The sequence below is a fragment of the Micromonospora sp. SCSIO 07396 genome (genome assembly GCF_053667945.1).
Genome location: NZ_CM132210.1, coordinates 5,353,199 through 5,375,722, shown reverse-complemented (window position 1 = coordinate 5,375,722; position 22,524 = coordinate 5,353,199). Strand labels below are relative to the sequence as shown.

General features: G+C 72.7%; 19 protein-coding genes and 1 tRNA gene. 12 read left to right on the top strand and 8 right to left on the bottom strand.

Annotated features, from left to right (window positions below):
- Window positions 1-24 precede the first annotated feature (24 nt).
- The 8 genes from ACWCHM_RS23120 (at window position 25) to ACWCHM_RS23085 (ending at window position 6,546) form a co-directional block, all read left to right on the top strand.
- On the top strand, window positions 25-612 hold the full coding sequence (locus tag ACWCHM_RS23120; RefSeq protein WP_454219784.1) for a hypothetical protein: 588 nt from the start codon (window positions 25-27) through the stop codon (window positions 610-612).
- A complete protein-coding gene (locus tag ACWCHM_RS23115; protein ID WP_145917951.1) occupies window positions 612-1,619 on the top strand; it encodes an AAA family ATPase in 1,008 nt (335 codons plus the stop codon). The genes ACWCHM_RS23120 and ACWCHM_RS23115 overlap by 1 nt, the downstream gene beginning before the upstream one ends.
- Window positions 1,620-1,624: 5 nt before the next feature.
- Window positions 1,625-2,989 (top strand): DUF58 domain-containing protein, encoded by a 1,365-nt coding sequence (locus ACWCHM_RS23110; RefSeq protein WP_454219782.1) that lies wholly within the window; start codon window positions 1,625-1,627, stop codon window positions 2,987-2,989.
- Window positions 2,986-3,555 carry a hypothetical protein gene (locus ACWCHM_RS23105; RefSeq protein WP_454219781.1) on the top strand — a complete coding sequence of 190 codons (570 nt, stop codon included), beginning with the start codon at window positions 2,986-2,988 and terminating at the stop codon, window positions 3,553-3,555. Before ACWCHM_RS23110 ends, ACWCHM_RS23105 begins: the two co-directional genes overlap by 4 nt.
- Before the next feature lie 92 nt (window positions 3,556-3,647).
- Window positions 3,648-4,985, top strand: coding sequence for an NAD(P)/FAD-dependent oxidoreductase (locus ACWCHM_RS23100; protein ID WP_454219780.1), 1,338 nt, complete (start codon window positions 3,648-3,650; stop codon window positions 4,983-4,985).
- A 132-nt stretch (window positions 4,986-5,117) separates the two neighbouring features.
- Window positions 5,118-5,201, top strand: a tRNA-Leu gene (locus ACWCHM_RS23095).
- A 108-nt stretch (window positions 5,202-5,309) separates the two neighbouring features.
- The gene (locus tag ACWCHM_RS23090) at window positions 5,310-6,131 is read left to right on the top strand and encodes a Bax inhibitor-1/YccA family protein (protein WP_204956483.1); all 822 of its coding nucleotides are present in this window, start codon (window positions 5,310-5,312) and stop codon (window positions 6,129-6,131) included.
- Window positions 6,132-6,225: 94 nt separating this feature from the next.
- Window positions 6,226-6,546 carry a hypothetical protein gene (locus tag ACWCHM_RS23085; protein WP_204956484.1) on the top strand — a complete coding sequence of 107 codons (321 nt, stop codon included), beginning with the start codon at window positions 6,226-6,228 and terminating at the stop codon, window positions 6,544-6,546.
- 3 nt (window positions 6,547-6,549) lie between these two features.
- Here the strand turns inward: ACWCHM_RS23085 and ACWCHM_RS23080 are convergent, their stop codons facing one another.
- From ACWCHM_RS23080 to ACWCHM_RS23070, 3 genes are all read right to left on the bottom strand, one after another.
- A complete protein-coding gene (locus tag ACWCHM_RS23080; protein WP_281900461.1) occupies window positions 6,550-7,812 on the bottom strand; it encodes an acetyl-CoA C-acetyltransferase in 1,263 nt (420 codons plus the stop codon).
- Window positions 7,813-7,943: 131 nt separating this feature from the next.
- Window positions 7,944-8,747: an SGNH/GDSL hydrolase family protein gene (locus ACWCHM_RS23075; RefSeq protein ID WP_204956486.1), complete on the bottom strand. Its 804-nt coding sequence runs from the start codon at window positions 8,745-8,747 to the stop codon at window positions 7,944-7,946.
- Window positions 8,748-8,832: 85 nt separating this feature from the next.
- On the bottom strand, window positions 8,833-9,882 hold the full coding sequence (locus tag ACWCHM_RS23070; protein WP_454219778.1) for an SGNH/GDSL hydrolase family protein: 1,050 nt from the start codon (window positions 9,880-9,882) through the stop codon (window positions 8,833-8,835).
- A gap of 181 nt (window positions 9,883-10,063) precedes the next feature.
- On the opposite strand from ACWCHM_RS23070, the gene ACWCHM_RS23065 reads away from it, so the two are divergent.
- The 3 genes from ACWCHM_RS23065 to ACWCHM_RS23055 all read left to right on the top strand — a co-directional run bounded on the left by ACWCHM_RS23065 (window position 10,064) and on the right by ACWCHM_RS23055 (window position 12,960).
- Window positions 10,064-10,420, top strand: coding sequence for a YkvA family protein (locus tag ACWCHM_RS23065; RefSeq protein WP_421489327.1), 357 nt, complete (start codon window positions 10,064-10,066; stop codon window positions 10,418-10,420).
- A 75-nt stretch (window positions 10,421-10,495) separates the two neighbouring features.
- Complete coding sequence (locus ACWCHM_RS23060; protein WP_204956489.1) at window positions 10,496-11,866, top strand: cystathionine beta-synthase; 1,371 nt, start codon at window positions 10,496-10,498, stop codon at window positions 11,864-11,866.
- Between the two features lie 170 nt (window positions 11,867-12,036).
- Window positions 12,037-12,960 carry a dioxygenase family protein gene (locus tag ACWCHM_RS23055; RefSeq protein WP_454219777.1) on the top strand — a complete coding sequence of 308 codons (924 nt, stop codon included), beginning with the start codon at window positions 12,037-12,039 and terminating at the stop codon, window positions 12,958-12,960.
- Window positions 12,961-12,962: 2 nt separating this feature from the next.
- On the opposite strand, the gene ACWCHM_RS23050 is transcribed toward ACWCHM_RS23055, so the two are convergent.
- The gene (locus tag ACWCHM_RS23050; protein WP_454219776.1) at window positions 12,963-13,481 is read right to left on the bottom strand and encodes an N-acetyltransferase family protein; all 519 of its coding nucleotides are present in this window, start codon (window positions 13,479-13,481) and stop codon (window positions 12,963-12,965) included.
- Entirely contained in the window at window positions 13,478-14,407 is a 930-nt protein-coding gene (locus ACWCHM_RS23045; RefSeq protein WP_454219774.1) for a ribonuclease Z, read from the bottom strand. Before ACWCHM_RS23045 ends, ACWCHM_RS23050 begins: the two co-directional genes overlap by 4 nt.
- Before the next feature lie 461 nt (window positions 14,408-14,868).
- Here ACWCHM_RS23045 and ACWCHM_RS23040 point away from each other — a divergent pair, with 461 nt between their 5' ends.
- Window positions 14,869-16,587: an alpha/beta hydrolase domain-containing protein gene (locus ACWCHM_RS23040; RefSeq protein WP_454219773.1), complete on the top strand. Its 1,719-nt coding sequence runs from the start codon at window positions 14,869-14,871 to the stop codon at window positions 16,585-16,587.
- Window positions 16,588-16,745: 158 nt separating this feature from the next.
- On the opposite strand, the gene ACWCHM_RS23035 is transcribed toward ACWCHM_RS23040, so the two are convergent.
- From ACWCHM_RS23035 to ACWCHM_RS23025, 3 genes are read right to left on the bottom strand one after another with little or no spacing between them, the layout of a single operon-like run.
- Window positions 16,746-17,921, bottom strand: a complete 1,176-nt coding sequence (locus ACWCHM_RS23035) for an osmoprotectant NAGGN system M42 family peptidase (RefSeq protein ID WP_204956494.1) — start codon at window positions 17,919-17,921, stop codon at window positions 16,746-16,748.
- Window positions 17,918-19,747 carry an N-acetylglutaminylglutamine synthetase gene (gene ngg / locus ACWCHM_RS23030; RefSeq protein ID WP_454219771.1) on the bottom strand — a complete coding sequence of 610 codons (1,830 nt, stop codon included), beginning with the start codon at window positions 19,745-19,747 and terminating at the stop codon, window positions 17,918-17,920. The genes ACWCHM_RS23035 and ngg overlap by 4 nt, the downstream gene beginning before the upstream one ends.
- A gap of 2 nt (window positions 19,748-19,749) precedes the next feature.
- On the bottom strand, window positions 19,750-21,540 hold the full coding sequence (locus ACWCHM_RS23025) for an N-acetylglutaminylglutamine amidotransferase (protein ID WP_454219770.1): 1,791 nt from the start codon (window positions 21,538-21,540) through the stop codon (window positions 19,750-19,752).
- Window positions 21,541-22,524: the final 984 nt, after the last annotated feature.

Genomic DNA, 22,524 nt, shown 5'->3' with positions numbered 1-22,524 from the left:
CCACGCACCCGGCGGGGTGTCGGGGTGAGCGAGTCGGCCGGTCTGGACGACCTGTTCAGTTTCGAGGAGGAGCCGCCGGCCCGGTCCGGTCGGGCCCGGGGCGGGCGCGTGCGCTGGCTGTTCCGGCTGCTGCTGACCGCCGCCGGGGTGACCGCCGTGGTCGTGGTCGGGCTGCGCGCGGTCGGCCTGCAACTGTCGCTCGGCATCGTGGTGGCCGGGGTGCTGGCGGTGCTCACCGTCCGCCGGGTCACCGCCGCACTGTCCCCGCCGCCCCCGCCCCGCAGCGGTGCCCGGACCCCCGCCGGGGAGGAACCGGGTGCCTACAACTGGGCGGCCCGGGACGCGCTGCGGGCCGCGATCAACGGCTGGGAACGACCGCTGGACTGGTCGTCGGGCAACCAGGAGCGGTTCACCGAGCGGATCCTGCCCCGTCTCGGCGAACTGGCCGACGAGCGGCTGCGCCAACGCCACGGCCTGACCCGGGAGTCCGACCCGACCCGGGCCCGCGCACTGCTCGGGGACCCGCTGTGGAGCTTCCTCGACACCCCCTCCCGCCGTCCCCCGTCGCCGCGCGACCTCGCGGCGATCGTCGCCGAACTGGAGAAGATCTGATGAACGACGTGGACCGCAGCATTCCCGCCACGGAGGTCGGCCACCTGGCCCGGGCGGTGCTGGACGCGGTCGGCACGGTCGTGGTCGGCAAACGGGAGGCCCTGGAACTGGTCCTCGCCGGCATCCTGGCCGGCGGGCACGTGCTGCTGGAGGACCTGCCCGGCCTGGGCAAGACGCTGACCGCGCGGTCCTTCGCCCAGGCCCTCGGGTTGGATTTCCGCCGGCTCCAGTTCACCCCCGACCTGCTGCCCGCCGACGTCACCGGCTCGTTCCTCTACGACCAGCGCAGCGGCGACTTCTCCTTCCGGGCCGGCCCGCTCTTCACCAACCTGCTGCTCGCCGACGAGATCAACCGGACCCCGCCGAAGACCCAGTCGGCGTTGCTGGAGGCGATGCAGGAGAAGCAGGTCTCCGTCGAGGGTGTCACCTACCGGCTCGACGAGCCGTTCCACGTTCTGGCCACCGCCAACCCGATCGAGTACGAGGGGACGTACCCGCTGCCGGAGGCGCAGCTCGACCGGTTCCTGCTGCGGGTGTCGTTCGGCTACCCGCAGCGCGACGAGGAGTGGGAGGTGCTGCGTCGCCGGATGGACCGCCGCCGGGAGGAGGCGCAGATCGAACCGGTGGTCGACGCCGGAACCCTGCGGGCCATGCAGGCCGCGCTGGAGGACGTGGTGGTGGAGGACTCCGTCGGCAGGTACATCGTGGACCTCACCGCGGCCACCCGGGAGCACCCGTCGGTGCTGGTCGGCGCATCCCCCCGGGGCTCGCTGGCGTTGCTGCTGCTGGCCCGGGTGCGGGCCGTCTTCGCCGGTCGGGACTACGTGGTGCCGGAGGACGTCAAGGAGGTGGCCGCCCCCGCACTGGCGCACCGGATCACGTTGCGTCCGGAGATGTGGCTACGCCGGGTGGACCCGTCGTTCGTGGTCGGTGAGGTGCTGGAGCAGACCCCGGCCCCGGCCAGCGGCGCGCTGCCCAGCTACGCGGCCGGCCGGGCCGGGCGCTGATCGTCGTGCCGGACCGTCAGGAGCCGACGGCGGGCTGGTCGCCCACCTGGGCGCTGGGCCGGGCGGTGCTGCTCACCGGATTGTTGCTGATCGCCGCCGTGCTGCTCGGCCGGGCCGACCTGGTGGTGCTGGCCACCCCGTTCGCGCTCGGCACCGCGTACGCCCTGCGCCGCCGGCCGACCGCCGCCCCGCAGTTGGCGATCACCGCCGAGGACGCCCAACTGGTCGAGGGCGGTGACCTGGCCGGCGCGGTGGCGGTGGGCAACCCGGACACCGTGCCGTACGACGTGGTGGTGGTCCGGACCCGGGTCTCGCCGTGGCTGTCGGTACGCCGGGCCGACTTCGGCGGGATCGGGTTGGACGTCAGCCGCTCCGGTGGCATGGACCGGCCCTTCGTGACGGCGCTGTCCAGCGGCACCGCCGTCGACCTGGAACTGACCGGCACCGCGCTGCGCTGGGGGCGGCACCCGATCGGCCCGGCCGGTGCCCGCGCCGCCGCCGCCGACGGGCTGCTGGTCTCCCGCGCGGTGCTCACCGAACCGGTGCGGATGCGGGTCTACCCGAAGACCGAACCGTTCGAGGCGGTGGAGGCGATGCCCCGGGCCGCCGGGCTGGTCGGCGCGCACCGCTCGCGGCGGCCGGGGGAGGGCGGCGAACTGGCCGGGGTACGGGTCTTCGGGCCGGGGGACCGGCTGCGCCGCATCGACTGGCGGGTGTCGCTGCGGACCCGGCAACTGCACGTGGCGTCGACCCTGTCCGACCGGGACGCCGAGGTGGTCGTCCTGCTCGACGTGCTGGCCGAGGCGGGCCGCTCCGGCGGGGTGGCCGGGGCGGCGTCCGTGCTGGACACCACGGTCCGGGCCGCCGCCGCGATCGCCGAGCACTACCTGCACCGGGGTGACCGGGTGGCGCTGCTGGAGTACGGTCCGGCGGCCCGCCGGCTGCGCCCGGCCACCGGCCGCCGGCAGTACCTGACGGTGCTGGAGTGGCTGCTCGACGTGCACGCCGAGTCGGCCCCGCACGATTCGTACGACCAGGTCTTCGGCCCGCAGGTGCTCTCCGCCGACGCGCTGGTGGTGGTGCTCACCCCGCTGCTCGACGAGCGGTCCGCGCAGATGCTGGCCCGGTTGGCCCGGGGCGGTCGCTTCGTGGTGGCGGTGGACACCTTGCCGACCGATCTCGCCCCGCCCGGTGACCGGGGGTGGGCGCCGGTGGCGTACCGGTTGTGGCGGCTGGACCGGGACACGATGATCGCCCAGCTCCGGGAGCACGGGGTGCCGGTGGTCGGGTGGGCCGGCGCGGGCAGCCTGGACCAGGTGCTGCGGGACGTCGCCCGGTTGGCGACCGCACCCCGGGTGGGTGGCCGGTGAGCCCGGTCGAGGCGGCCCGGGAACGGGTCCGCCAGGCGGGTACGGCGGTGCGCCGGGTGGCCCTGCTGCCGTTGCTGGTGCGCGGCCTGGTCTTCCTGGTGGTGCTGGCCGGCCTGCTGCTGGCGTACCCGGTGGAGCTGTTCCAGGCCCGGTCGCTGCTCGCGCTGACGGTGGTGGCGGTGCTGCCGGCGGTGGCCCCGCGCCGGATCTGGCCGACTTTCGCCGCGTTGGTCACGGTGGGCGGTTGGGTGTTCGCCTCGGCCGGTTACGACAGGCCGATCGCGTTGTGGCGGTTGTTGGCGGTGGCGACCCTGCTCTACCTCGGACACACCCTCTGTGCCCTGCTGGCCGTGCTGCCCTACGACGGGGCGGTCGACCCGGACGTGGTGCTGCGCTGGCTCATCCGGGCCGGCGCGGTGGTGCTCGCCTCCGCGGTGGCCGGGGTGCTGCTGACCCGGGCGGGGCAACTCGGCCCGGATGACGGTTTCCAGCTCGCCACAGTGGTGGGACTGCTGGTGGCGGTGGGTCTGAGCGGGTTGCTGGGCTGGCTGCTGCGCCGTCGGTGAGGCGACGTCGCGCAGGTCACAGGTGTTGTGCTCCGTCACAGATGGGGGTCTCGAAGGGTATTTCCGCAGCCGCCCGGGGAAAGATGGATGGCGTGAATCCGAAGCGGATCCTTGTCGTGGGTGCCGGGCACGTGGGCCTGTACGCCGCTCTGCGCCTGTCCAAGAAGCTGAGCTCCCGTGAGGCCGAGGTCGTCGTGGTCGACCCGCAGCCGCACATGACGTACCAGCCGTTCCTGCCCGAGGCGGCGGCCGGCAACATCTCCCCCCGGCACTCCGTGGTGCCGCTGCGACGCGAGCTGCGCAAGTGCAAGGTCGTCGCGGGTGCGGTGACCCGGATCGACCACAGCCGCAAGACCGCCGTGGTGCAGCCGATCTCCGGCCCGACCCGGGAGATCGCCTACGACCATGTGATCGTGGCCCCCGGCTCGGTGTCCCGCACCCTGCCGATCCCCGGCCTGCACGAGCACGGGATCGGGTTCAAGACCATCGGTGAGGCCATCTACCTACGCAACCACGTGCTGGACCGGCTCGACGTGGCCGCCGCCACGCCGGACCCCGACGTCCGCCGCTCCGCGTTGACGTTCACCTTCGTCGGCGGCGGCTACGCCGGCATCGAGGCGTTGGCCGAGATGGAGGACATGGCCCGGGACGCGCTGCGCTACTACCCGGAGCTGAAGCCTGACGACATGCGCTGGGTGCTGGTCGAGGCGACCCAGCGGGTGCTGCCCGAGGTCGACCGGGACATGGGCGCGTACACGGTGCAGCAGTTGCTCAAGCGGAACATGGACATCCGGTTGGACACCCGGCTGGAGTCCTGCGTCGACGGTGTGGTGAAGCTCTCCGACGGCGACAGCTTCCGCTCCGACACCATCGTCTGGACGGCCGGCGTGAAGCCGTCGCCGATGCTGGACCGCACCGACTTCCCCCGCGACGAGCGGCGGCGGGTCACCTGCCTGCCCACCCTCCAGGTCGTCGACGGCGACCGGGTGGTCGAGGGGGCGTGGAGCGCCGGTGACTGTGCCGCCGTCCCGGACCTCACCAAGGAACCGGGCAACTACTGCTCGCCGAGCGCCCAGCACGCGGTGCGGCAGGCCGCCCGGATGGCCGACAACATCGCGCTGGTGGTGCGGGGCCGGCCGCCTGTCGACTACAAGCACAAGCACGCCGGCAGCGTGGCCAGCCTCGGCCTGCACAAGGGCGTGGCCCAGGTGTACGGCATCAAGATGAAGGGCTGGCCGGCCTGGTTCATGCACCGGACGTACCACATGAGCCGGATCCCGTCGTTCAACCGCAAGGTCCGGGTCGTGGTGGACTGGTCGCTGGCCTTCTTCCTCAAGCGTGAGGTGGTCGCGCTCGGTCAGCTGCACGACCCGCGTGAGGAGTTCGCGGAGGCGTCGCAGCCGATCCCGATCACCAGCAGGGCGGCCTGACCGTCCGGTCCGACGTCGAACGCCCCTTTCCGCCTCGCGGGAAGGGGCGTTCGACGTCGGCGGGGTACGTCGGGGCGACGCGGACCGGTTACCGTGTGACTGCACCGCAGCGCATCGACGTGACGCGCTCCCGCCCGGGTGGTGGAACGGCAGACACGGCCGCCTTAAAAGCGGCTGCCGCAAGGCGTGCGGGTTCGAGACCCGCCCCGGGCACCACACTCTCAGCTTTCCCACAGCCTCCCGACCGGCGGCGGTAGGGCCCCGCCGTCTACCCTGGGAGTGCACGTTTGCGTGCGACTGACCCCCTGAGGGAGGCCTGAGACAGTGAAGACCTCGAACCCGGTGCTCGCCCGGCTCGGCCAGGCGGCCGAGCGGGAGCGTTCCGCCGGGTACGCCCAGCCCGGGCCGTACGGTTACGGACAGCCCGGCATTCCGCAGCAGTACCCGGGCCAGCCGGGCTCCCCGGTCGCCCCGACGGTGTCCGGCACGATGACCGTCGACGACGTCGTCGTCAAGACCGTCGCGCTCCTGGCCATCCTCGGCGTCTCCGCCGCCGCCGCCTGGATCCTGGTGCCGGATTCGGTGCTCGGCGTCGCGTGGATCGGCGCGGCGATGGTCGGCCTGGTCCTCGGCCTGATCATCTCGTTCTCCCGGGTCGCCAACCCGGCCCTGGTCGTCGTGTACGCGATCGTCGAGGGCGCGTTCGTCGGCCTGGTCAGCAAGGTCTACGAGACGGCCTACCAGGGCATCGTGCTCCAGGCCGTGGTCGCCACCTTCGGCGTCTTCTTCGTGATGACCATGCTCTACAAGGCGCGCGTCATCCGGGCCACCCCCAAGTTCGTCAAGGGCATGATCGCTGTGATGGCGGGCCTGTTCGCCGTCATGCTGATCAACCTGGTGCTCGCGCTGTTCGGCGTGAACACCGGCCTGCGCGACAGCAGCCCGCTGGCCATCGGGTTCAGCCTGGTCTGCATCGTGGTCGCCTCGCTGAGCTTCGTGCTCAGCTTCAAGGAGGTCGAGGACGGCGTCCGGATGGGGCTGCCGGCCCGCTACTCCTGGACGGCCGCGTTCGGCATCGTGGTCAGCCTGGTCTGGCTCTACCTGGAGATGCTCCGCCTGATCAGCTACTTCCAGGGCGACGACTGACGGTTTCGCACCCGACGCCCGCCACCGCGCACCCTGCGGCGGCGGGCGTCGTCGTCTGCGCACCTCCGGCCGGTGGTGCGTAGACTCGCCGACGATGAGCGCAGCGGAGTTGGGTCGGGCGGTGGACCTGCTGGTCCGTCAGGTGGGCCACTGGCAGCAGCCGCGCTGGGCGGCGGTCGCCGCGGGCGGCAACGTGTCCCGGGCCGACCTGGTGCACAAGCTGGTGCAGGAGGTCGCCGACCTGGCGGCCGACGCCGAGGGCGAACCCCGGCGGGACGTGCCCCGGTTGGCGCACCCGATGGCGCTGCCCGACCAGCTCCGGGTGGTCGCGGCGGACCTGGTGGCCGCCGGCCCGCCGGAGGCGGTGCTGGCCGGGGCCGCCGCCCTGGTGACGGCGACCCGCGGCGCGCTGTAGGGCTCAGCTGAGCCGTTCGAGCACCATCGCCATGCCCTGACCGCCACCGACGCACATGGTCTCCAGGCCGATGGTCGCGTCGTGCCACTGCAGGGCGTTGAGCAGGGTGCCGGTGATCCGGGCACCGGTCATCCCGAACGGGTGGCCGACGGCGATCGCCCCGCCCATCACGTTGACCTTCTCCTCCGGGACGCCGAGCTGCCGGTACGACGGGATCACCTGGGCGGCGAACGCCTCGTTGATCTCGACCAGGTCGACGTCGTCCACGGTCATCCCGGCCCGGCGCAGCGCCTGCCGGGACGCCTCGACCGGGCCGAGGCCCATGATCTCCGGCGACAGGGCGGTGACGCCGGTGGAGACGATCCGGGCCAGCGGGGTCAGCCCCAGCTCGTCGGCCCGCTGGGCGCTCATCACCACCACGGCGGCGGCACCGTCGTTGAGCGGGCAGCAGTTGCCGGCGGTGATCCGGCCGTCCGGGCGGAACACCGGCTTCAGCCCGGCCACCGCCTCCGGCGTGACCCCGGCGCGCGGCCCGTCGTCGGTGTCGACCACGCTGCCGTCGGGGGTGGTGACCGGGGTGATCTCGCGGGCCCAGAAGCCGTCGGCGATGGCCTTCTCGGCGAGGTTCTGGCTGCGTACGCCGAACGCGTCCATCTCCTCGCGGGTGATGTCGTACACCTGGGCCAGGTTCTCCGCGGTCTGACCCATGGCCAGGTAGATGTCGGGGAGCTGACCGGCCTCACGTGGGTCGGTCCACACCTCGGCGTCGCCCTGCGCGCGGGCCGCCGACCGCTGCCGGGCCGCGTCGAACCGTGGATTCTCCCAGCCGCCGCCGACCAGCGTCTGCGCCTCGGGCGGGAGCGTGTCGGAGTTGCCCCGGGCGTACCGGGAGACCATCTCGACCCCGGCGGAGACGAAGACGTCGCCCTCGCCGGCCCGGATCGCGTGCATCGCCATCCGGGTGGTCTGCAACGACGACGCGCAGTAGCGGGTCAGGGTGGCCCCGGGCAGCCCGTCCAGGCCCATCAGGGTGGCGACCACCCGGGCCAGGTTGAAGCCCTGCTCGCCGCCGGGCAGCCCGCAGCCGACGTAGAGGTCGTCGATGGTGGTGGGGTCGAGGCCGGGGACCTTGTCCAGCGCGGCCTGGACGATGGTGGCGGCGAGGTCGTCCGGGCGGACCTCGCGCAGGGAACCCTTGAACGCGCGGCCGATGGGGGACCGGGCGGTGGCGACGATGACGGCGTCGCGGGACGACTCAATCGGCATGAACCAACGTTAACTTGACGGTAACTTGGCGCGGAAGGACGCCGGCCAGCGGGAAATGTCACCCGTGCCGGCCCGGCCGGTCCGCCCGCCGGCCGCGACTCCTCGCAGCCGGCGGAACGGATCGAGACCGCTCAGTGCCGGGAGGCGACGTTCGCGGCGGCGACGACCGCCGGCAGCAGGGCGTGCGCCCAGACCCGGTAACCGTCGGCGGACGGGTGGAAACCGTCGTGGCAGAGCGTCCCGGCGTCGGCCCGGAACACCGGCCCGGTCTCCGTGCCCAGGTCGACGACCGTGCCACCGGCCTCCAGCACGGCGGCGGTCTGTGCCCGCGCGACCCGCCGGCCCGACCAGCCGATCACCTGCCGCAGCGGCGGGGCCACCGCGCGTACCGCCCCCAGGTCCGGGCAGGTGCCGACGACGACCTCGACCCGGGCCTCCCGCAGCCGACGCACCGCCGAGGCGAGGTACGCCGCCGCCTCCGCCGGCCGCCGCATGGCCGTGGCGTCGTTCGCTCCGATCAGCACCACCGCGACGTCCGGCCGGTCACCCAGCAGCGCCCGCGCCACCTGGGTCGCCAGGTCGGTGGAGCGGGAACCGGACACCCCCACGCTGGACAGGTGCACCCGCCGGCCGGTCGGCCCCTCGGTCAGCAGGTGGGCGAGCTGACCGCCGACCGTCTCGTCGAAGCGGGCCACCCCGACGCCGAGCGCCGAGGAGTCACCGAGCAGCACCAGCCGCAGCAGCGGGGCACCGGCCCGGCCGACCGTGGCCCGCAGCGCCAGCCCCAGCTCCGGCTGGGCGTAGTCGCGGTTGCGGGCCGCCACCGCCTGACCGGCGAGCACCGCCGCGCCACCGATCGTCCCGGCGACCAGGGAGACCGCTGCGGCCTTGCCGAGCCGTACGGCCAGCTCGCCGCCGAGTGAGCGGCCCGTCACGGGGTCACCGCCCGAAGGTCCACGGCGGCGGGGACCGGCCCGGCGGGGCGTCTGCGGCACCAGGTGGTTCGCTCGCTGTGCTCGCTCATGCCAGTCCCTCCAGTTGGGGTGAGTCGGCGCCGGTGCCGGGTTGCGGCACCGGGGCGACGCCGAAGAAGGCCCGCCGCCGCAGCTGCGCCCAGCGGCCGGCCGGGCCGTGGTCCCGGCCCCTGACCTGGGTGCCGCTGACCTCCGTGCCGGCGTTGCGGGCCGCCTCGTGGGCGGCCCGGGGCAGCGACCGTACGCCCTCGCCCGGGGCCAGCGTCGGCCGGCGCTCCCCGCTGCCGAGCGCCGACAGCACCGTCGGCAGGAGCGCGGCGGCGGCCATCGCGTAGCCCTCGGCGGAGGGGTGGAACCGGTCCCAGGCGAACATCCGGGTCGGCTCGGCGGAGAACCGGGGGCCGAGCAGGTCACCGAGGGAGACCGTCCAGCCGCCCGCCTCGACCACCGCGACCGTCTGGGCGGCGGCGAGCTGCCGGCTCCACCGCCTGGCCAACCAGCGCAGCGGGGGCTGGATCGGCCGGATCGCCCCCAGGTCGGGGCAGGTCCCGACGACCACCTCGCAGCCGGCGGCGCGTAGCGTGCGGACCGCGTCGACCAGGTGCCGGACCGCCACGGAGTAGGGCGACCGGTTGGTGATGTCGTTGCCGCCGATCAGGATCACCGCGACGTCAGGCGCGCACTCCAGGGCGGCCTCGACCTGCGGGCGCAGCCCGGCGGAGAGCGCACCGACGACGGCGAAGCGGTGCACCCGTACGGCCCGGTGCAGCCGCCGGGACAGCCCGGTGGCCAGCAGCGCGCCGAGGGTCTCGCGGCGTCGCGCCACCCCGTAGCTGGCGGCGGAGGAGTCACCGAGGATCACCATGGTCAGCGGCGAGCCGGGGATCTTGGCACCGTAGACGCCGTCGCAGCGCGGGGGCGGGGCCTGCGCCATCGGAATGGTGCGCCGGGCCTGCCGGGCCTGCCCGAGCAGCACGCCGCCGGTCGCGGCGACGGCCGCCGCGGTGGCACCCGTGCCGATCGCCGCCAGCCGGGCCACCTGCCGGGCGCGGTGCCAGCGCGGACCGAGCGGTACGACGGAACCTGCCACCCCCATACAGCGACATTATCGCGCCGCAGCGTCACCCCGCCTCCGTCGGGACGGCCGGTTTTCGGGCTGGGCGGCGACGGTTCTGGGTACCTGGTCGGGTGGCGGGATCACCGGTGGGTGTCCCGCCGCAGGTGGCGACGGCTTGCACGGGCCAGTCACGCTGGTCGGTGGAGAGGGGCTGGATGAGATGGGTAGGACATTGAAGCGCACCGCGGCGTTCACGGCGTTGGCCCGGTCGCTGGCGGCCGGCGCCCGGGGTGGTCCGTCGCTGGGCGCCCGGCTGGCGGCGCTGCCCCGGATGATCCGGGCCACCGCCCGGGGCGAGTACGACGGCGGGCTCCGGCTGGCGATGATGACGGCCGCGACGGTCTACGTGGTGTCGCCGGTCGACCTGGTCCCGGAGCTGTTCCTGACCGTGCTCGGTCTGGTGGACGACGCGGTCATGGTCACCTGGTTGGCCGGCAGCGTGCTGTCGGAGACCGAGCGCTTCCTGGAGTGGGAGGCCCGTCGGGCCTCCGTCATCCCCGGTCATGTGATGCCCTGAGGGCACGTACGCTGGGCGGCGAAGGACCGTCTGCCAGGCCGCCGTCGTCGGCGCCGCAACGAAGGGCACAACGAGGTGCAGTACTACGACAACGTCGTCGACCTGATCGGTAACACCCCGCTGGTGCGGCTGCGCAACGTCACCGCGGGCATCCGGGCGACCGTGCTGGCCAAGGTGGAGTACCTCAACCCGGGCGGCTCGGTGAAGGACCGGATCGCGCTGCGGATGGTGGAGGACGCCGAGGCCGCCGGGATCCTCCGCCCCGGTGGCACCATCGTCGAGCCGACCAGCGGCAACACCGGTGTCGGGCTGGCCCTGGTGGCGCAGCTCAAGGGCTACCACTGCGTCTTCGTCTGCCCCGACAAGGTCAGCCAGGACAAGCAGGACGTGCTGCGGGCGTACGGGGCCGAGGTGGTGGTCTGCCCGACCGCCGTCGCCCCGGAGGACCCGCGCTCCTACTACAACGTCTCCGACCGGCTGGCCCGGGAGATCCCCGGCGCGTGGAAGCCCGACCAGTACAGCAACCCGGCGAACCCGCGTTCGCACTACGAGACCACCGGCCCGGAGCTGTGGAAGCAGACCGGGGGCGGGCTCACCCACTTCGTGGCCGGGGTCGGCACCGGCGGCACCATCTCCGGCATCGGGCGCTACCTCAAGGAGGCGTCCGAGGGGCGGGTCCGGGTGATCGGGGCGGACCCGGAGGGTTCGGTCTACTCCGGCGGCACCGGCCGGCCGTACCTGGTCGAGGGGGTCGGTGAGGACTTCTGGCCCGAGACGTACGACCGGGGCATCGCCGACGAGATCGTCGAGGTCTCCGACAAGGCGTCCTTCGAGATGACCCGGCGGCTGGCCCGCGAGGAGGGCCTGCTGGTCGGCGGCTCCTGCGGGATGGCCGTGGTGGCGGCGCTGGAGGTGGCCCGCGCCGCCGACCCGGACGACGTGGTCGTGGTGCTGCTGCCGGACAGCGGCAAGGGCTACCTGTCCAAGATCTTCAACGACCGGTGGATGGCCCGGTACGGCTTCCTCGACCACTCGGGCACCGAGCCGACGGTCGCCGACGCGCTGGCGAGCAAGCCGGGTGGCCTGCCCGAACTGGTGCACGTGCACCCCACCGAGACGGTCCGCGACGCCATCGACTACATGCGCGAGTACGGCGTCTCCCAGCTCCCGGTGCTCAAGGCCGAGCCGCCGGTGGTGACCGGCGAGGTGGCCGGCTCGATCGCCGAGCGGGATCTGCTGGACGCCCTGTTCACCGGCCAGGCGCACCTGCACGACACCATCGAACGGCACATGGCCGACCCGCTGCCGATGATCGGCGGCGGTCAGCCGGTGAGCGAGGCGGTGGGCATGCTGGAGAAGTCCGACGCGGCGCTGGTGTTGGTCGACGGCAAGCCCAAGGGCGTGCTGACCCGGCAGGACCTGCTCGCCCACCTCGGCGCGCACTGATCCGACCTGCTGGCGGGGCCCCTTCCGACGGGAGGGGCCCCGCACCGTGTCCGGGGTCGTGTCGGGGGCGGCCATTCACAGCGATGGCACAGGAGCAGCACAGAGGGCGTCCGTGCAGCCTGCCTACCGTCGGGACCAGCCGCGAGGCACCGACCCACGGGAGGAACGACATGCGCCACGACCTCGACCACCACGAGGGGCAGCGGGTCAGCCGCCGCCGGTTGATCGCCGGAGTCGGCTCGATCGGCCTGGCCGGTCTGCTCGCCGCCTGCGGCCGGGACGGCGGCACGGTCACCACGTCGACCGGCGAGACCGTGTCCCCGCAGGCGACCGCCAGCACGTCGACGGACCTGGCCGCGCTGTTCGGCACGGCGAACACCTGCACGTTGACCGCGAGCACCACGCAGGGCCCGTACTACTTCGACGCCGACAAGATCCGCCGCGACATCCGGGAGGACCGGGCGGGCACCCGGCTGCGGGTGGCGATCCGGGTGCAGGACAGCGAGCAGTGCGGGCCGCTGGCCAACGCGGTCGTGGAGATCTGGCACTGTGACGCGGCCGGCCTCTACTCGGGGGCGGAGGCCCAGTCGTCCGGCGCGTCCGGCGGCGGCACGTCGTCCGGCGGCACCCCGCCCAGCGGCGCGCCCGGTGGCAACCCGCCCACCGGCAACCCGCCCACCGGCAACCCGCCCGGCGGTGGGGCGGCCCCGGGTGGCGGTGCCGAGGGATCGGCGGCGGACCTGACGCCGACCGACGACAAGCGCTACCTGCGCGGCGCGCAGGTCACCAACGCCGACGGGATCGTCGAGTTCACCACCATCTGGCCGGGCTGGTACCGGGGCCGCACCACGCACATCCACGCGATGGTGCACGTGGGCGACAACCGGGTGCTCACCACCCAGATGATGTTCGACGAGGCCCTCAACAGCAAGGTGTACGCCGCCGCGCCGTACGCCGCGCACACCGGGCGGGACACCTTCAACGACAACGACAACATCTTTGCCGAGACGATGCTGATGAAGGTCGTCGAGGACGGCGACGGCTACCTCTCGGTGATCAACTTTTCGGTCGACGCGGACCGGGACGGCACCTGAGGTCAGCAGCCCGGTAGCTGCCGGGCGTAGCGGAGCTGTGTGGTGGGGGCGCGCCCGATCCGCTCCTCCCGGCGTTCGCCGGTGGCCTGCCAGCCGCCGCGCTCATAGAAGTGCCGGGCGGCGAGGTTGCGTTCCAGCACCCACAGCACCCCGCGACGCCAGCCCCGGGTGCGCATGGTGTCCAACGCGTCGACCATCAGCGCCCGGCCGGTGCCCCGGCCCCGTTCGGTCGGGTCGAGGTGGATGGCGTTGAGCAGCCCGGTCGCCGGGTCGCCCGCGTCGTCCGGGCCGAGATAGCTGAACCCGACCAGCCGGCCGTCCCGCTCGGCCACGGTCATCAGGTGCTCGTCGCGTTCCCACGTCCACCGCTCGACCCAGTACGCCCCCATCGCCTCGGGCGTCGGTTCGGCCAACGCCGCAGGCGGCAGGAACGACGAGTACGCCGCGACCCGGGACCGCTGGTGCAGGGCACCCACCGGCACCAGGTCGTCGGCGACGGCGGGACGGAGCGTGACGGTCACCCGGCCGAGGCTACCCGCCGGGGCGGGACCGGCACGGTGGTCAGGTCCTCGGCGATCACCAGTTCCCCGGCGAAGTGTTCGCGGGCCTCGTCGTGGAAGCGGCGCGGGTCGGCGTACCGCTGGGAGAAGTGGGTGAGCACCAGCGTGCGTACCCCCGACTCGGTGGCGACCCGGGCGGCCTGGCCGGCGGTCAGGTGGCCGACCTCGGCGGCGAGCGCGGCCTCCGAGGCGAGGAACGTCGACTCGATGACCAGCAGGTCGGCGTGTTCGGCGAGGGCGTACACCCCGTCGCAGAGGCCGGTGTCCATCACGAAGGCGAACCGCTGCCCCGGCCGGACGACGCTCACCTCGTCCCGGGTGACGCGGCGTCCGCCGGCGTCCAGGTGCCCGACGCGCAGCAGCTCGCCGACGGCCGGCCCACCGATGCCGTACGCGGACAGCCGCTCCGGCAGCATCCGGCAGCCGTCCGGCTCGACCAGCCGGTAGCCGTACGTCTCGATCGGGTGCCGCAGCCGGCGGGCCTCCAGCGTGCCGACGCCCAGGGTGATCCGCTGCCCGTCGGCGGTGACCGGCTCGACGGCCAGTTCGGCGGTCTCATGGAAGCTGCTGGCGTGCCGCAGCCTGGCGAAGTATTCCGCGCCGCCGGCGGGGAAGTGCACCGCCACCGGGTGCGGCACCCGGTCCAGGGAGAGCCGTTGGATGGTCCCGGGCAGGCCGAGGCAGTGGTCGCCGTGGAAGTGGGTGACGCAGATCCGGGTGAGGTCGGTGGCGGTGATCCCGGTGTGCAGGAGTTGGCGCTGGCTGCCCTCGCCCGGGTCGAAGAGGATCACCTCGTCGTCCCAGCGCAGCACGTAACCGTTGTGGTTGCGCAGCCGGGTGGGGGTCTGGCTGGCCGTGCCGAGCACGGTCAGCTCCCGCATGGACACCGCCGGCCTCCCCCGGAGACGAAGCGACCCCCGGGGCTTCCGTGCTCGCGCACGGGCCGACTGGACTGGGTCGGCACCCCGGGGGTCGGGTGGCTGTCGTGGATTCGCCGCACCGCTGCCACACGGTCTCGACGATCATGCTGGTCGTTCACTGTCGAGGACAGCGGCTAGCGGACAGCCACCTCACGAGTCCGATTGCTATACAAGTCTGGACCACCTCCTTTCCCGTGTACCGCCACGCTACCCACTGCACCCCGGGTGCCGGTAGTGATTTTTCGCGCGGTCCTGCGGCCGGGGGCCCGCCTGCCGACCCGACGGACTTTTGTCGAGCCGCGCGAAAGTTCGTGCCCATCTGGCCTATCTTTCGCCTGAAGTGAGCATTACTGTCTGCTCCACAGCGGCCACCTCCCGCCGCTGCCCGGCCGAGTCGTCCCCTCGGTCGCTCCCCCGTGAGGTGAACCGTGCCCGTTTCGTCCACCACCCGCAGGAACACCCGACGATCCCTGACCCTCGGCCTGGTCGGCGCGCTGGCCGTCGCCGCCGGCCCGGTCCCCCCGGCAGGTGCCGCCGCGCCGGCCACCACCCGGCCGTCCACCGCCACCGGCGCGACCGTGGCGAACCCGGTGGTCGCCGGGCCGATCGCCCGGACCACCCCGGTCGGCGACCCCGGTCACGGCTACCCGTTCCTCGCCACCGACGTCAACCTGGCCGCCGCCGGCTACGTCGAGGAGGAGTTCTTCCTCTTCGGCACCGCCACCCGGTACGCCGTACAGGGCACCCAGAACGCGACCACCATCGCCACCGACCAGCCGTACGGCACCCGGCTGGTGGTCCGTCGGCCCGCCAACACCAAGAAGTTCAACGGCGTCGTCATCGCCGAGTGGAACAACGTCAGCAACCAGTGGGACCAGGAGGTCGACTGGTTCCAGTCACACGAGCACCTGATCCGCTCGGGCTACGCCTGGGTCGGGGTTTCCGCCCAGCGGGCCGGGCTGCACTCCGCCACCGGGCTCAAGGCGTGGAGCCCCACCCGGTACGGCCCGCTGGACGTCACCGTCGGCGGCACCGTCACCGACGACAGCCTCTCGTACGACATCTTCAGCCAGGCGGTGAAGGCGGTCCGCAACCCGACCGGCGTCGACCCGCTGGGCAAGCTGCCCGCCCCGCAGTACGTGATCGCCACCGGCCACTCGCAGTCGGCCGGCCGGCTCGCGAACTACTACAACGGCGTCCAGCAGTCGGCGAACGTGCTCGACGCGGTCGTCCTGCACGGCGGTGGCGGGGTGCTGCGCACCGACCTGGCGACGCCGGTGTTCCGAATCAACTCCGAGGGGGACGTGGCCAGCGGCATCCTGCCGGCGGCGGCCCGCGCTCAGGCCGACTCGGCCGTCCTGCGGTCCTGGGAGGTCGCCGGCGCCTCGCACGGCGACTGGAAGCTGATCACCGACTACGGGCCGCTGCGCAAGCGGGACATCGGCAGCTACCCGGGTGGCTACCCGGGCGAGCCGCAGACCTGCACGCTGCCCTCGCTGTCGCGGATCCCGCAGCACATGGTGCAGAACGCCGGCTACGACCACACCGTCGCCTGGGTCGCCCAGGGGGTCGCCCCGCCGAGCGCCCCGCCGATCCGGACGACCACCACGACCCCGCCGGCCGTCGACCGCGACGACCTGGGGCTCGCCCTCGGCGGCATCCGGCTCGCCCAGCACCAGGTGCCGCTGCGGGTCAACAGCGGCAGCAACACCGGGCCCGGCTTCTGCTTCCTCGACGGCAGTTCGGTGCCGTTGACCGACGCGCAGCTCGCCGCCCGCTACCCGACCGTCGGGGCGTACGTGGACGCCAGCGTCGCGGCCACCCTCGCCGCCGCCGACGCCGGCTACCTGCCCGCGTCGTTCACCCGCGACCCCGCCTGGTACTCCGACCTGCGTGACCTGATCACCGAGTACGTCGCCGCCGGCCGGATCACCGAGTACGTGGCGGCCCGGCTGACCGACCGGCTCCAGCGCGCCGAGCAGGCCGGCACCGCCGGCAACGCGGCCCGCGCCGCGGAACTGCTGGCACAGCTGGCCGACCGGGCGCGGCAGCGGATCACCGGCGACCCGGCCGCCCGGGACGCGGTGCTGCGGGTGACCGAGGCGCTGATCACCCTGCTCGACGCGGCGGACCGCCGCAACCGGTGACCCGACGGTGAGGACCGATGCCACGGTGAGGGGCCGGGGCGTCGGATGGGCGGCGGGCACGACGGAGGACGTCGGGCCCGCCGCCCACCGGTGACACCGGCACGACGGCTGTGCTCCCGGCCGGTGAGACCGCGCCAGCCGGTGGGCGGCGACGGCGGTCAGTCGATGCCGATCGGGCCCTCCCGGGGGCCGTCTTCGTTGGCCGGCTGCACCGCCAGCGACGGGAAGTCGGCCAGGTCGCCCTCCGGCTCGGCGTCCCACTCGGGGAAGACCAGGTCGCTCTGGAGATAGAGGCAGAGCAGCTGGGTCAGGTGGCGCAGCCCGTCCAGGTGGGTGCGCTCGTGACCGTGGGTGGCGTCCACCCCGAAACCGAGCAGCGCCACCCGGGCGTGCGCGCCCGCCTCGACCGCCGCCGCCACGTCCGAACGGTAGTAGTCGAAGACGTCGCGGACCAGGTCCACCCCGTGTTCCCGGGCGATCGTGGCCAGGTTGCGGGTCAGGTGGTAGTCGAACGGGCCGACCCCGTCGCCCATCGCCAGGGTCGCCGCGTTCTCCCGGGACTGCTGGCCCGGCGCGACCACCGCCGCGTCCACCGAGACGATCTCGGCGACGTCCGGGTCGAGGCCGTGGCTCGCCCCGTGGCCGATCTCCTCGGTGACGGTGACCAGCAGGTGGGCGGTGACGGTGGGGGTGATACCGGCGTCCACCACCGCCTTGAACGCGGTCAGCACCGCCGCCACCCCGGCCTTGTCGTCCAGGTGCCGGGACTTGACATACCCGGACGGGGTGACCATCGGGTTCGGCAGGAACGCCACGAAGTCGCCCGCGTCGATGCCGAGCGCCCGTAGGCCGGCGATGTCCTCGACCGGCTCGTCGACCCGGACCTCGACGTGTTCCCAGCCGACGCCCTGCAGGTCGACGTCGTCGTTGTAGCGGTGCCCGCTGGCCTTCAACGGCAGCACCTGCCCGGTGACCACCCGGTCCAGGTCGTCGGTGAAGATCCGCACGTGCGCGCCCTCGGCGAACCGGGCCGAGTGGGTGCCGATGGTCTTCAGCTCCAGCCGGCCGTTCTCCTTGAGCCGCTTGACCATCCCGCCGATGGTGTCGGTGTGCACCACGATCGCCCGGTCGGCGCCGGTCTGCCGGGGGCCGGGCAGGCAGGCGCTGAGTGCCCCCCGCCGGGTCAGCGTGGACGGGATGCCCAGCGCGGACAGGCGTTCCCCCACGTACTGCTGCACGTGGTCGGTACGCCCCGACGGGCTGGGGATGTCCAGCAGTTCCACCAGCACCTGACGGAGGTAGTCCAGATCGATCTCCAGGGGCTTGAGGCTCACGCTACCCCTCCGGGCCCGGCCGGGCTCCAGAGGCGCTGCGGTGCCCGGGTGCCCGGGAAGAGCAGGTCCACGAAGCGTTCGGCGGTCGGCTGGGGCTCGTGGTTGGCCAGCCCCGGCCGCTCGTTCGCCTCGATGAACACGTGCTCGGGCTGGTCGGGGGCGGGGACCAGCAGGTCCAGCCCAGTCACCGGAATGTCCAGGGCCCGGCTCGCCGCCACGCAGGCAGTGGCGATCGCCGGGTGCAGTTCGGCCGTCACGTCGTGGATTGTGCCACCGGTGTGGAGGTTCGCCGTCCGACGCACCGCCAACACCCGCCCCTCGGGCAGCACGTCGTGCATCCGGTGCCCCGCCTCGGCCACCACCTCGCGGGTCATGTCGTCGATCGGGATGCGGGACTCCCCGCCGGTGGCGGCGGCCCGCCGTCGGCTCTGCCGTTCGATCAGCTCGGTGACGTCATGCACCCCGTCGCCGGTGATCTGCGCCGGTCGGCGGACGGCGGCGGCCACCACCTCGTGGTCGATCACGATCACCCGGAGGTCCTCGCCCGCGCGCAGCTCCTCGATCAGCACGTCCGGGCAGAACCGGCGGGCCAGCTCGACGGCGGTGGCCAGCGCCTCGGCGGTGCGTACCCCGACGGTGATGCCGTTGCCCTGCTCACCCCGGGCCGGCTTGACCACCACCGGGCCGACGTCGGTGAGGAAGGCCAGGTCGTCGGCGTCGCCGGTGGCGGTCCGGCCACGCGGCACCGACAGTCCCGCCTCGGTGAGGATGCGCCGGGTGACCCGCTTGTCGTCGCAGCGGCTCATCGCCACCGCCGAGGTCAGCTCGGACAGCGACTCGCGGGTGACGATCGTCCGGCCGCCGTTGGTCAGCCGCAGCTCACCCCAGTGCGCGTCGGTGACCTCCACCCGGATGCCGCGCCGCATCGCCTCGTCGGCGACGATCTTCGCGTACGGGTTCAGCTCGTCGTAGCCCGCCGGGGCGGACGGCAGGAACAGCCGCTCGTTGATCGGGTTCTTCCGCTTGACGCAGAGCGTGCCGGTGCGGTGGAAGCCCAACCGCTCGTAGAGCCGGATCGCGCCGGAGTTCTCGGCCAGCACCGACAGGTCGACGAACGCGCGACCCCGCTCGTCGAGCCGGTCGGCCAGCTCGGTGAGTAGGGCCTGACCGGTGCCGGGCGGGGCGGTGTTGAAGTCCACCGTCAGGCACCACAGGCTCGCGCCGTTCTCCCGGTCGCCGAAGACCGCCACGTGGTCGACGCCGGTGATGGTGCCGACGACCTCCCCGGTGCTCGCCTCGGCCACCAGGTGCAGGAACCGGTCGGTGCCGGCGTTGTCGACGAGCACGTCCACCGGCGCGGTGACCATGCCGTTGCGGGCGTAGATCCGGTTCACCGCGTCGGCGTCGTCGGCGTCGCGCAGCGGCCGGACGACCAGCCCCGGGATCTCCATCCGCTCGGTGGCCTCCGGGCGGCGCTCACCCAGCGGCAGCCGGTAGGTCAGCGACGGGTCGATGAACAGCTCGTCGGGCAGCCGGGACACCAGCACGTGCGGGTCGCGCAGGTAGATGCAGATGTCCCGGGAGCCGGCCGCCTCGGAGCGCAGCACGTGGGCCACCGCGACCTGCTCGTGGAAGGTCTGGCCGAACACCAGCCGCCCCCAGCCGCAGTCCAGGACCACGTCGGACGGCCCGACCTGTTCCCGGCGCGGCTCCGGGGCGACGCCCGGCGCGACCGGGTCGCCGCCGGGACCGGTCCGTTCCCGGCGGCGGCCGAGCACCCGCTCCCGGTCGGTACGGGCCGTGCCGGTCGCGAGGGTCTCGTTCACGGTCAGTCGATTCCGTGGCTCTGGAGCCACATTTCCAGAAGTCCCAGTTGCCACAGTTTGTTTCCGTTCAACGGGGTCAGTTCGGCGTTCGGGTCGGCGAGCAGCGCATTGACGTAGTCGGCACGGAACAGGTCGCGGCGGCGGGCCTGCGGCGCGGTGAGCGCGTCGCGGACCCGGTCGAGGAGCTTGCCCTCCAGGTGGGTCAGGCCGGGCACCGGGAAGTAGCCCTTGGGGCGGTCGATCACCTCGTGCGGCAGGACCCGGCGGCCGATCTCCTTGAGCACGCCCTTGCCGCCCTGGGCCAGTTTCAGCTCGGGCGGGCAGCTCGCCGCCAGCTCCACGAACTCGTGGTCGAGGAACGGCACCCGGGCCTCCAGGCCGTGCGCCATGGTCATGTTGTCGACCCGCTTCACCGGGTCGTCGGTGAGCATGATCTGGGTGTCGATCCGTAGGCCGGCGTCGACGGCGGTCTGCGCCCCGGCCCGGCCCAGGTGGGCGGCGACGAACTCGCGCGCCGGGTCGCCGTCGGCCAGCCAGGCCGGGTTGAGCACCCGGGCCAGCCCGGCCGCGTCCCGGTCGAAGAACGCCTTCGCGTACGAGTCGAGGGCCTGCTCCCGGTCGATGCCGGCCAGTGGTGGGTACCAGTGGTAGCCGCCGAGGATCTCGTCCGCGCCCTGCCCGGACTGGACCACCTTGACGTGCTTGGAGACCTCCTGGCTGAGCAGGTAGAACGCGACGCAGTCGTGGCTGACCATCGGCTCGCTCATCGCGGCCACCGCCGCCTCCAACGGCGGCACCAGGTCACCGGCGGCGACCTTGAGCTGGTGGTGGTCGGTGCCGAACGTCTTGGCCACCAGGTCGGAGTAGACGAACTCGTCGCCCTCCCGCCCGCCGACCGCGTCGAAGCCGATGGAGAAGGTGGACAGCCCGGAGCGGGTCTGCCCCTCGCCGGCCAGCAGCGCCACCACCAGGCTGGAGTCCAGTCCGCCGGAGAGCAGCACACCCACCGGCACGTCGGCGACCATCCGCCGGCGTACCGCGGTGGTCAGCGACTCCAGCAGGGCGTCCTCCCAGTCGCGGGCCGACCAGTCGGCGTGCGACGCGTCCCGGGTGAACGACGGGTCCCAGTAGACCCGCTCGTGGGTGCGGCCGTCAGGCTCGTAGACCCGGACGGTGGCCGGGGGAAGCTTGGCGACCCCGCGCAGGATGGTGCGCGGCGGCGGCACGATGCTGTGGAAGCTGAGGTAGTGCGACAGCGCCACCGGGTCGATGGTGGTGTCGATCCCGCCGCCGGCCAGCAGGGCGGGCAGGGTGCTGGCGAACCGCACCACGCCCGGCGTCTCGGCCAGGTAGAGCGGCTTGATGCCGAGCCGGTCCCGGGCCAGCACCAGCCGGCCGGTGTCCCGCTCGGTGATCGCGACGGCGAACATGCCGATCAGGTGGTCGACGAAGTCGAGCCCCCACTGCGCGTACGCCTTGACCACCACCTCGCTGTCCCCGGAGGAGAAGAAGCGGTGCCCCAGGGCCTGCAACTCCTCGCGCAGCTCGCGGTAGTTGTAGATGCAGCCGTTGAAGACACCGGTGAGGCCGGCGGCCGGGTCGACGATCGGTTGCCCGCTGGCGGCGGAGAGGTCGATGATCTTGAGGCGGCGGTGCCCCAGGGCGGTGGGCCCCTGCGACCACACTCCGCTGTCGTCGGGCCCCCGGTCACTCATCGTGGCCGCCATGCGTTCCACCGCCGACACGTCGGCCCGGGAACCGTCACGACGGAACTCTCCCGCAAGTCCGCACATGCCAGCCAATGCTGCCAGAGGTTGTTGCGCTTCGCCTGTTGAGCTGATGTCGGCCGTGTTACGGGATTGCTAGCATGTGCGCCACTCACCGTGACGGCCCCGCGTGGGCCGACGTTCCTGCCCGGTGCCCGGCCGGTGCCCGATTCGCCCCGGGCCCACGATGTGACAAACACCGCAGATCCAGCCGTGGGCTCCAGCGTTGGTCGGTGTTACTGGCCACCCCGACCGGCCTAATGCTAGGGGGCAATAGGGCGGAGCCGCTTGGTCTGTTTTATGCAATATTGTCTCGATGAAGATGATATGAAACTTTGTAAGTATTCCATCATCATATAGCAGCATTCTTCGGCCTGTTCGGCTACGACGGCACCCGAGCGGATGATCGCTGGCTGGACTGTGGAAGACGCCGACGACGTCGGTGCGGCGGCGGATCTCTTTGTTCAGTCAATCCCGTGGGTTTGTTCGAACAGGTCCGGCGCCGGCCTAGTCCAGGAGACGTCGAAACCGAGGACTTCGTGCTTACCGTCGGCGCTGACCCGGCGACGATCAGCGCGCGAACGATCACCGTCCGGACGCTTATCGTAAACGCGTCCATCCACACGAATGTGAAGTGCCTTAATTCCGGGGGCGATTGTGAAACGCCTTGATTTGGAAATCCAGGTAAGAGGCAATCTCCGAGACCTGCGACTTCGACAACTGCCGGATACCGAGTTGCTCGACCAACTCATCTCCCCTCGCCAGGTCGAGACTCTGAGCAGCTGCGACGTCGCGGCCGCCGACACAAGCGCCTGCTCGGCCCGTGGACGGTGCGTCGGCAGCAGTCCGGGGCCGATGCTTCAGAATCGCCCGATCGATCGTCGCACCCCGGGTGTCCCACTCCAGGGCCCGGTCGCCGTTGCGGGAGTCGATCCGCTCGTCTCCACGCTGCCTGTTGGCGCATCCGCAGATCGCCCCACGTCGGTGGACAGCACGCCTACGCTAACGTCT

Coding starts and splice junctions, on each gene's coding strand:
- ACWCHM_RS23115 (WP_145917951.1), top strand. CDS start 612: ATGAACGACGTGGACCGCAGCATTCCCGCCACGGAGGTCGGCCACCTG.
- ACWCHM_RS23085 (WP_204956484.1), top strand. CDS start 6,226: ATGAGCGCAGCGGAGTTGGGTCGGGCGGTGGACCTGCTGGTCCGTCAG.
- ACWCHM_RS23080 (WP_281900461.1), bottom strand. CDS start 7,812: ATGCCGATTGAGTCGTCCCGCGACGCCGTCATCGTCGCCACCGCCCGG.
- ACWCHM_RS23070 (WP_454219778.1), bottom strand. CDS start 9,882: ATGGGGGTGGCAGGTTCCGTCGTACCGCTCGGTCCGCGCTGGCACCGC.
- ACWCHM_RS23065 (WP_421489327.1), top strand. CDS start 10,064: ATGGGTAGGACATTGAAGCGCACCGCGGCGTTCACGGCGTTGGCCCGG.
- ACWCHM_RS23055 (WP_454219777.1), top strand. CDS start 12,037: ATGCGCCACGACCTCGACCACCACGAGGGGCAGCGGGTCAGCCGCCGC.
- ACWCHM_RS23025 (WP_454219770.1), bottom strand. CDS start 21,540: ATGTGCGGACTTGCGGGAGAGTTCCGTCGTGACGGTTCCCGGGCCGAC.